9 protein-coding genes are annotated in these 9,532 nt (G+C 38.2%); 3 read left to right on the forward strand and 6 right to left on the reverse strand.

Going from position 1 to position 9,532, the window contains the following annotated elements; all coding sequences use genetic code 11:
* Window positions 1-1,124: 1,124 nt before the first annotated feature.
* Window positions 1,125-1,331: a hypothetical protein gene (locus ADA55_RS02300; RefSeq protein ID WP_048678486.1), complete on the reverse strand. Its 207-nt coding sequence runs from the start codon at window positions 1,329-1,331 to the stop codon at window positions 1,125-1,127.
* Between the two features lie 312 nt (window positions 1,332-1,643).
* Between ADA55_RS02300 and ADA55_RS02305 the strand changes: the two genes are divergently transcribed.
* Both ADA55_RS02305 and ADA55_RS29955 read left to right on the forward strand, forming a co-directional pair.
* On the forward strand, window positions 1,644-2,150 hold the full coding sequence (locus ADA55_RS02305) for a DinB family protein (protein ID WP_048678488.1): 507 nt from the start codon (window positions 1,644-1,646) through the stop codon (window positions 2,148-2,150).
* Between the two features lie 43 nt (window positions 2,151-2,193).
* The gene (locus ADA55_RS29955; RefSeq protein ID WP_176702845.1) at window positions 2,194-2,364 is read left to right on the forward strand and encodes a hypothetical protein; all 171 of its coding nucleotides are present in this window, start codon (window positions 2,194-2,196) and stop codon (window positions 2,362-2,364) included.
* A gap of 36 nt (window positions 2,365-2,400) precedes the next feature.
* Here the strand turns inward: ADA55_RS29955 and ADA55_RS02310 are convergent, their stop codons facing one another.
* The 5 genes from ADA55_RS02310 to ADA55_RS02330 form a co-directional block, all read right to left on the reverse strand.
* Window positions 2,401-3,129: a GntR family transcriptional regulator gene (locus ADA55_RS02310; RefSeq protein WP_048678490.1), complete on the reverse strand. Its 729-nt coding sequence runs from the start codon at window positions 3,127-3,129 to the stop codon at window positions 2,401-2,403.
* Between the two features lie 67 nt (window positions 3,130-3,196).
* Complete coding sequence (gene frlD / locus ADA55_RS02315; protein ID WP_048678493.1) at window positions 3,197-3,979, reverse strand: fructoselysine 6-kinase; 783 nt, start codon at window positions 3,977-3,979, stop codon at window positions 3,197-3,199.
* 57 nt (window positions 3,980-4,036) lie between these two features.
* On the reverse strand, window positions 4,037-5,050 hold the full coding sequence (locus tag ADA55_RS02320; RefSeq protein ID WP_048678495.1) for an SIS domain-containing protein: 1,014 nt from the start codon (window positions 5,048-5,050) through the stop codon (window positions 4,037-4,039).
* A gap of 134 nt (window positions 5,051-5,184) precedes the next feature.
* Window positions 5,185-6,528 (reverse strand): amino acid permease, encoded by a 1,344-nt coding sequence (locus tag ADA55_RS02325; RefSeq protein WP_048678497.1) that lies wholly within the window; start codon window positions 6,526-6,528, stop codon window positions 5,185-5,187.
* Between the two features lie 24 nt (window positions 6,529-6,552).
* Complete coding sequence (locus ADA55_RS02330) at window positions 6,553-7,371, reverse strand: TIM barrel protein (RefSeq protein ID WP_048678499.1); 819 nt, start codon at window positions 7,369-7,371, stop codon at window positions 6,553-6,555.
* Between the two features lie 555 nt (window positions 7,372-7,926).
* On the opposite strand from ADA55_RS02330, the gene ADA55_RS02335 reads away from it, so the two are divergent.
* Window positions 7,927-9,372: a DHA2 family efflux MFS transporter permease subunit gene (locus ADA55_RS02335; RefSeq protein ID WP_048678502.1), complete on the forward strand. Its 1,446-nt coding sequence runs from the start codon at window positions 7,927-7,929 to the stop codon at window positions 9,370-9,372.
* Window positions 9,373-9,532: the final 160 nt, after the last annotated feature.

The following is a 9,532-nucleotide window of genomic DNA, read 5'->3' on the forward strand; positions in this document are numbered from 1 at the left end:
GGGGTTCAGAATTTTTTAATTCCGAACCCCTTTTGTCTACAAACTGAAACTCTCTTGATACAAGAGAGTTTTACATAGAACTTATTAAACAGATAGAATTATCAATGTGGCTATATAATAATTGTTCTGGGCGGAGTTTTTATGCCTCATCCATTCCCCAATTATAGCGCACACTACTAAACTGACAATTACAATATAAAAGTCTTTAATCTTCAAAGCCATGTCGAGACTATGAATTATAACAGCCACAACAAATACAACCATCACCGTTTATTTCATATGTTCTGAATCCTTACAAAAGCCCAATTACTGTGCCGAGCACTATACCTAGTGCATTAGCTGAGGAAGCACTTTTTTACCTTTTCTTGTAGAAATCCCATTAACTTTCGTACAATAATTCGTCAATTCACTATCCTTAGCGCTTTTCTTTTTCCACTTATTTAACTAAAGGGAAGCTTCCTCTGCACAATGAAAAGCTCCTTCCCCCCTGCCTAGACTACACCATTTCATTCATTTCAGACTGGGCTAAATCACCAGCTGCTTTCACACGAATACGGGTTGCATTCCCAGGCATATACGCTAAAGGTACATCTTCTAATTTCCGAGTGATTTTTTATTATTCCTTAAGAGATTCGTCACTGGTCAAAACAAACTAATCCTTTGGCAACATCGGTATTAGTTTGTACTTTTTGTTGGATCCAGATAGCCGATTCACGGTTCAAAAATCATTTTGTTTATATTTCCAAAAAAAACAAAAAATCCATTTATCATTAAATAATGAAAAATGGATTTTAATAAACTTTTATAAGATTCTAGTTATACACCCAGATAATTCGTTTTAAAGACTCTTCCGACGGCGCGCAGAAATCTACTGGTAAAGGTTAGAAAGGTTTTGCTTGATTATCCATACCCACTTTTTACCTAATGGATATGCGCATGATCATAAATCTCCTCTCTCCTTATATTTTTACATTTATTAATATAAGGAGGAGGATCATTTAGCAAGCTACAGGTTATAAATGGTTCTCTTATTTAATTACACTTTTAAACATTAAAAATTCCGTTGTAATGAAGGAGAAAAAATTCGAAAATGAAATATTCGTTTCCCTCCAGAGGGGATGCACTTACATTGTTTCATAGTTTTTTATTTCAAATTCATTTAAAGGTCGATTAATCGACTTACTCAATTTTTTAGTAAGCTCTTGGTAATCCTTAGTATCATTTGGATCTATACCTTCTCTGACGTTTAGTATCTCGTATCGGTCATACTGTTCTGGAATAAGTTTTCCGTCTACATGGATATAAAGCCTATATTTGATCCTCAGATTCATATTACCATCTCCTTTACTATCAGTTCGATATAGGGAGCTATTTTCCTGCAAGAAAAAATGCCTATATGTGATGCTCCACTATTATTCATTTTATGACCTGAATGTTCGTAGTTCGTATTATCTCAAAACCTCTTATTTTATATGTATTACATTTAAGGAGCACATATACCCGTAGAATCATAAGGAGGAATTGTTATATAAATTATAGAACAGCATATTAATGAATATACTGCATTGAATAATCCTGAATACTTTGTTCTTACTGCATAAATTGTCCAATCCGAAAAAACTAGTGTATATGGAGGTTTTTTAATGAATCACCCCGAGCCAGTATTAGAAATGTATAACTATCACGCATGGGCAAATGGAGTCATCATCGATCGGTTAAATGAACTTCCAGAACACGTTTACCATAAGGAAATTCAGAGTGGTTTTTCGTCGGTATCAAAAGTGTTGTCTCACATTTATCTCACAGATTACGCGTGGTTTGATATTATCTCTGGTAAAAGTATGGATGAAGCAATGGCATCTTCTAGTGAATTAAAAGAAGAGGTGGAAAAGAAAAGTATTGAGGAAATGAAAAAAACATTTATGGACTTGTACGAAAGAAACAAAGCACTTCTGAGTACAGTGGATATGGAAAAGGTAATGGTTGTGGATAACCCATATGCTGGGTCGCTTGAAACTACCATTTCCGAATCTGTATTACACGTTGTCACTCACGGATCATATCATCGTGGCAATATAGCTACCATGTTACGGCAAATGGGGCACACTTCCGTTATGCAAGATTTTGGCCTTTACCTTTATACAAAATAGAACACCAAACTATATACCATTTCCTGAATAGGGGGATGTATCGATGGAAGAACTAGTTGGTTCTTGTGTTCGCTGTGCACATGATGTGTATTGTACGGCTGGTTTTCTGAACGGTATTCTTTTAGATAACAAGAATATCTTATGTTTTAATTGTAAGGATATTTTAAATGCGATGATCAAAGAAGAAAGTTTGGAGGAGGAAAATCAAAACTAGATGTTTAAATAGGTCATGCCAAATTAATGGCATGACCTATTTTGCCCGATGAACAGTCAGATTGACCTTGTTGGTTTCACACATGAACGTTGAGAGGTGCACAGGCTGGTCGTTTGCATCGAAAGCAATCTTCACTATTCTAAATAAATTTGCGCCAATATCGCATTCTAAATATTTAGCATGGATTTTTGTAGCACCAATCACGTCTATAATTTTATCGTTACTGACTATTTCGGTATGGTAATCTTCCAATAGGATCTTATAAGTTGATTCATCCCTTGCAATCTTCTTTTCCAAATCCGGAAAACGAAGTAACGAATAATGAGCGGTATCGTAGAAAAGCGGACGCTCATCTACATACATGAGTCGCTCTAGTTCGAGAACGGGGCTTCCTTCTTCAATGAGGAGATGACCTGCAACATCTTTTGGTGCGGCTATGACCTCACTTCTTAAAATCCGGGAATTCGGTATCTTCCCAAGCTGATGACTAAACTCTGAGAATCCACTTATGGATAACAACTCATTATGAAACTTATTAGATGCAACAAAGGTACCCCTGCGCGGAATACGTGTCAGTGTTCCTTCCTTCACCAATTCCTCGATTGCTTTTCGTATGGTGATGCGGCTAACGTTATAAGTTTCACAAAGCTCTGCTTCGGTTGGGATTTGTTCATCTGGTTTGTATTTACCGTTCTGAATATCATTCTTCAACATTTGCCTTATTTGCATATATAGTGGCTGGGGGGTTGAAGGATTTAAATTCATATTAGATTCATCCTTATCCGTCAAAATTTATTATTTACTACCTATTATACATGATTTACAGTCCCAGTCACCACGCACCGAAATAGCTAATGGTTTTCGCAGCAGACTCTGTACCCAATTCTAAGCAATTTTCGATAGGTTGGCCTTTCAATAATCCATAAATAAAACCGGAAATGAAGGAATCCCCCGCACCCATTGTATCCACCACATTCGCTTCAACGGCACCGCATTGATAAAATTGAATGCCGTCATAGGCAAGTGAACCATTTTCACCTAAAGTGGCGACCGCAATTTTAGATCCTTGATTTTTTACATCCTTTAAAAATTGGCGGATAAAAGCATCATCCTTCGTATAAGAGAAAAAAGGATAATCAACAAACTTCGGTAAAGTCTTCACTAGATCGTGATCTAGCTGATCTGAGAAATCAAAAGACGTGAGCATTCCATTTTCTTTAAATAAGGAATAATACTTATCCGCATGTCCCCAAATCCCTGAATGTATGAGCTGGTATGTTTGAATGTAATGGAGCTCTTCCGTCGTTAAGCGGAAATGTTTCATGACACCTTCATCGTATTCTCCAAACCTGCGGTCATTTCCTACCATTTCAACAAAAGTAACAGCTGTTTTTCCTTCTTTCCGCGAAAGATGAGAAATATCAACACCTTTTTCCTGTATCGCTTTAACCATTTTTTCACTGTTTTGATCGGAGCCCACCCAGCCGATATAAGCAGAGTCAGCACCTAACCCTCTTAAATAGACAGCCACATTTAAAGGATTACCGCCAGGATAGACCTCCCCGCTCTTTTGATAAACATCCATACAGTTATCTCCGACTGTAACCGTTCTCATCATTTTCCCCCGCTTTCTTTAAACTTAAGAGCACTACTAAGTAGTGCTCCACTTATCTTAATATTCCATTTGGCGATAGTATCTTCTAAGTGTTAATGGATGATTTCTCTCACGCTCAAGGTATACGCTGATTCGACTTAATACTGACCAGTTGATGCTAACTGAAAAGTGCTTTCTGAATTCTTCGCTGATGCCTTCCATTTCAAAGCTTTTGGTATCAATAACCGTTATATTTTTTGAGATTTTTTCTACAAATCTCTCTACACGGTCCATCAGCGGTCTAGTTTCATCTTCCCCTTTTAGTAAAATAACACTTGTATCTTCAACAACAAGTTCAAGCGTACCATGGAAAAACTCTGCAGCGTGGATGGATTTCGCTTGGATCCATTGCATTTCCTCTAAAATGCACATGGCATATGAATAAGTGTTTCCCCATAGGTTACCAGAACCGACCATCATGTGGTAATCCGTGTCTTTATGTGTAATGGCAAATTCCTCTGCTTTTTTGTCAAAAGATTTAACGGCATCTAGAATTGCACGCGGAAGTAGAGAAACCTCCTTCGTGAATTGTTCATATTGCGGGAATTCATTGTTGTTATGCATGAAACGGAAGACGACCATGTACAAAAGCATAAAGAAAGTATCAAAAGAGTGCGTTTCAGAACCAGTCGTTATACAGTAATCCGCAATTTGTGTTAATGGAGTATTTGGCTCTGCAACTAAAGCGATTGTAGTGGCGCCTTTTTCTTTACAATATTCAGCCGCTGCAACTGTTTCTTGAGTAGTCCCGGATACAGATGTAAAAATGCAGACTGAATCTTTGCTGAAATGCTTATGATTCATCACTATGAACTCAGCAGCAATTTCTGCATGGACATCGATGGTAGAATTTGATTTTAAAATGTATTCATATGGATACATCATGGCTATGGTGCCGCCAGCACCGATAAGGAAAATATTGCTGTAGCCCCTTTTTGTGATTCCATCTACGATTTCTTCAATCTGGCCTCTAAAAGCAAGGCCCTCTTTTTCTACAAGATTTAGAAATAACTCCTCATCAAACTTTAGCATTAACAGCTTCCTCCCTTATACCTGTTTATTTGTTATGTCTTGTATTATATCTAAACATAATAATTTGCACAATTGTTTTATTTTAAAATTTTTTTGGTTTATCAAAAGAAGGCCTAACTTCCCTTATCATTCTGCTAAGCCACGATATCGCTGTCGTTATTTTTCTTTGATCCATATTTCCTTTCCCAATAATAGTATACCGGCAGACCTGTTACGATAACGATCAGCGCTGCAATCACTCCTTGAATAGGCGCCCAAGTAAATGTTCCCCAGGCCAGCCATGATGCTCCAAGAATAGCTAAAACCGTCGTTAACCTCCACATTGGCATACGATAGATTGGATTATAATCATCCCTTTTACGGCATTTATAAACAGCGGCAAAGTCCAGGATGTTAATTACCAATTGAATCAGTGTGAAATAGCCAAGTAACACAGTTAAATTACTGAAGCACACAAGAATACATGCATACGTAACCTGAACGATGATAGAGAAACTTGGAGTTTCATATTTAGGATGAACTCTTGCAAAACGTTGAAAGAATAGTCCGTCCTTTGCCATTGCGTACTCAAGGCGGGGCTGAAACATTATGCAAGAACTCAGCGAACCCAAGATAACAATAATCGCCGTAATGGCCACGAATGATGATGCAATATCAGATAATCCCGGAATATATTTTACAGCTTCAGAAACAGCCGCATTGGAGTTGATTAATTCATTAAACGGCATCAAACCGATGACACAAACGGCTAACAGTGTATATAAAGCCAACACGATGAATACCGAACTAATAAGAGCTCGTGGAAGTATTTTCCCTGGATTTTTGAACTCCCCAGCCATGAAACAAATCGCAGCCATTCCCGTATATGCCCATGTGGTTGCGGATACACCACCTATTAAACTTGACTTTTGGGCACCTGGTCCTGGTGTATAAGCAAAGTTATCAGGGTTCATGTACATAATTCCCAAGACAATGACAATCAGGAAAGGAATGATCTTGATAGCCGTGATAATGACTTGGAAAAGACCTCCTTCCTTCACACTTCGATAATGAATCGATGTGATGAGCAGGATGATCGCAATACCCAATAATTTCCCGGCGACCCCAGAGAAAAATGGGAAAAAGGTTGCTAAATAAGAAACGATCGCTAAAGCCATAATCGATATGGATGGAGGATCCAACGCCCAGAAAGTGGCCCATCCATATAAAAATGCCAGAGGCCTCCACCCAGCTTTATTTAAATAAACGTAACCGCTTCCATTTTGGGGGTATGCTGTCGATAACTCCGCCAGCACCATTACTTGCGGAATGGCAATCACCCCGCCTATTATCCAGGCTAGAATGGAAATGGAAGGAGTACCCGCAGCCTTTGCAACATCACCGGATGAGACAAAAATACCCGACCCTATTGTAGTTCCAACAGCAATAGCCAGAGCAGACCAAAAACCCAGTTTTCGTGTAAGTGTGCCATTACTCATAAAGAGTTCCTCCAAATTAGATGATTAAATTCCCAATTCCCTAACTTTTTCAATTGATTTCTTGATTGCATCGCTTGGATTTTGATAATAATTTGATCCCATAATCTCTAAAGTACAACTTCCTTTGTAACGATGGCTTTGAAGGCTTGTTAAATATTCCCTCCAATTTAAACCCCCATCATCCAGTGCCAAATGTGCATCTGATTGACCATCTCCGTCCATTAGGTGAAAATGGCCTAATTCGGGAAGGAAGGAATAGTACTCATCAGGTGTTTCACCTGCCAGATGCATGGAAACCGTATCTATCATTCCTTTTAATGAAGTAGATTGGATTTCCTCTAACATTTTCTTTAGCCCTTTTGAGTCGATTACAAGATTGGATTCGTACTTTGTCAATGGCTCTAAAACAAGAATCAAACCTTCCATCTCAGCTACTTTGGTTAATTGAAAGATTGAGTCACTGGCATATTTCCATGATTCCTCTTGTGAGACAGAAAAGTCCCCTATTCCAGAAGTGATAAGCATCATGTTTGTGTCTAACTCCAGCGCGGCATAAAGATTTTCCATAAAATACTCCATGCTTTTTTTTCGCCAATGAGCATCCGAGGATGCAATGTTATAAGGATAGATACATTGTTCTGGAGTATAGCAAATGATTTTCATATTTCTAGACTTAATTTCCCTTCTCAAACTCCTAATATTTCCTAATATGTTTCGATAAACATACAAATGTGGCTCCCCACCCCATAACTCAATGCTATTAATCCCAAGGTTGTCCATGCAATCCAAAAAATAATGAAAAGGGAAATGCCTAAATGTTATATTCATCCCTGCAATATTCAATTATTTCACCCCCTCATAATGACTTTGATTTGTTATGCTTTGTATTATAATTAACCAATACATTGATTGCAATAATTATTTTGAATATTTAAAAAATAATTATTCGCAAAATACGGAAAAGTCGTGATTTTATCGTTCCACATTAATTAACTATTTTTTAGTGAATGCGAATGGTAGAATGTTAAAGTATTATACCTAGTGCACAAATTTCTCTGGTACATTGTAAGTATTATATGGGTGATTATTGTTTGAAATATGATATACCTGTAGAATGGATGTTAACCTGGGGGATTTCCAAGAGATAATGTATCCTGAAATATTGTAAGTGAGTGGTTAATAAAGAATAAACACCTCAAAAAAGCCGTAATTGAGGTGAATCTATGCTGTATTTTACCGGAAAATATAGGTGGGTTTACACTAATACTTCGTGAGACGAATTAGTTTCTAAACTTTTAAAAATAGCAGGCAGTACAATTTGTACTATCCTAGCGGAAAGGACGTGCCATAATAAAGAATCACGACAAAACAGCCATCACTAAAATCCGTACAGGTCCCATGTTTGCGGTGATGCTGGCTGGTGCTCTAGTCGCTTTCTTAAATCAGACTTTAATCAATATCGCATTGCCTCAATTAATGACTCATTTTGACATATCAGCTGCAACAGCGAATTGGCTGACTATTATCTTCTTATTGGTCAATGGGATTGTCATCCCGATTACCGCTTTCTTAATGGAACGATTCAATACAAGACAATTATATCTAGCTTCGATGGGACTCTTCGCCTTAGGAACTTTTTTATGCGGAATTGCCCCCAGCTTCTCCGTCTTATTGATCGGACGTGTGGTTCAAGCAGCAGGGGCGGGGATTTTGTTCCCGTTGATCACAAATGTGATTTTCACTTTATTTCCGCCTAACAGACGCGGTTTCGCAATGGGTATATTTGGTATCGCGATGAATTTTGCCCCAGCTGTAGGACCTACACTATCAGGATGGATTATCCAAAACTATTCTTGGCGGGTTCTGTTTTTTATCATTTTCCCATTTGCCCTGCTTGACTTCATCTTTGCCATTTTCATCATTAAAAAGGTAGGGAAAACCAGCCGACCTAAACTAGATAAACTGGGTGTAATTCTATCCACAATCGGATTTGGCGGGGTTCTATATGGATTTGCTACTGGCGGTACCAAGGGCTGGGGCAGTCCCGAAGTACTGACGATGTTCCTTGTTGGAGGAATCAGTTTAGTTTTATTTGTCTGGAGGCAATTTACTGTCTCTCATCCTATTTTGGAATTTAGAATTTTTCGGTATCGGATGTTCACTTTAACGACAATCATCAACATCATCGCAACCATGGGTATGTTCTCTGGAATGATCATCATGCCAATCTATATGCAGAATATCCGTGGGTTCACTCCGATGGAATCCGGTCTCATGCTATTGCCTGGCGGGATTTTAATGGGGATCATGTCCCCTATCACAGGTAAGCTGTTTGATCGATTTGGTGCAAGATGGCTTGCGGTGAGCGGACTTGCCATCACTATCATTACAACCTATCTTTTAACGCGGCTTCAAACAGATACGTCCTATTCTTATGTGGTGTGGGTATATACCATTAGAATGTTCGGAATGTCGATACTGATGATGCCTATCTTCACAGCCGGATTAAACGAATTGGCACTTAGCCTAAATAAATACGGCACAGCAATGGTCAATACATTGAGAATGGTGGCAGGTGCTGTTGGCATGGCATTCTTTGTGTCCATCATGACAAACCAAGGAACGAAACATGTTCAGGAAATCTTATCTCAAAGGAACATATCACCGGATAATACATCACAAATGGCGATGGCCATTAAACAAGGCAGCGTAATGGGAGTGGATGATGCATTCATGATAGCAACAGGTTTGACCATAGTTGCATTCATACTTGCCTTTTATATACGGCAAACTTCACCACAAGAAGATACCATTACAAATCGCCTATCAAAAAAAACATCTTGAATTAACAAGGCTAAATCCAACCTATTTTCCATGGTATAAAAAATTCTTATATTATTAAACTGACTTGCCCCATGAAAACAAGGCAAAAAAAAAGAGACTCTTTTAGTGTCTCTCAGTTTGTAGACAAAAGGGGTTCGGAATTAAAAAATTCTGAACCCCT

The sequence above is a fragment of the Bacillus sp. 220_BSPC genome (genome assembly GCF_001054655.1).
Lineage (GTDB): Bacteria > Bacillota > Bacilli > Bacillales > DSM-1321 > Peribacillus > Peribacillus frigoritolerans.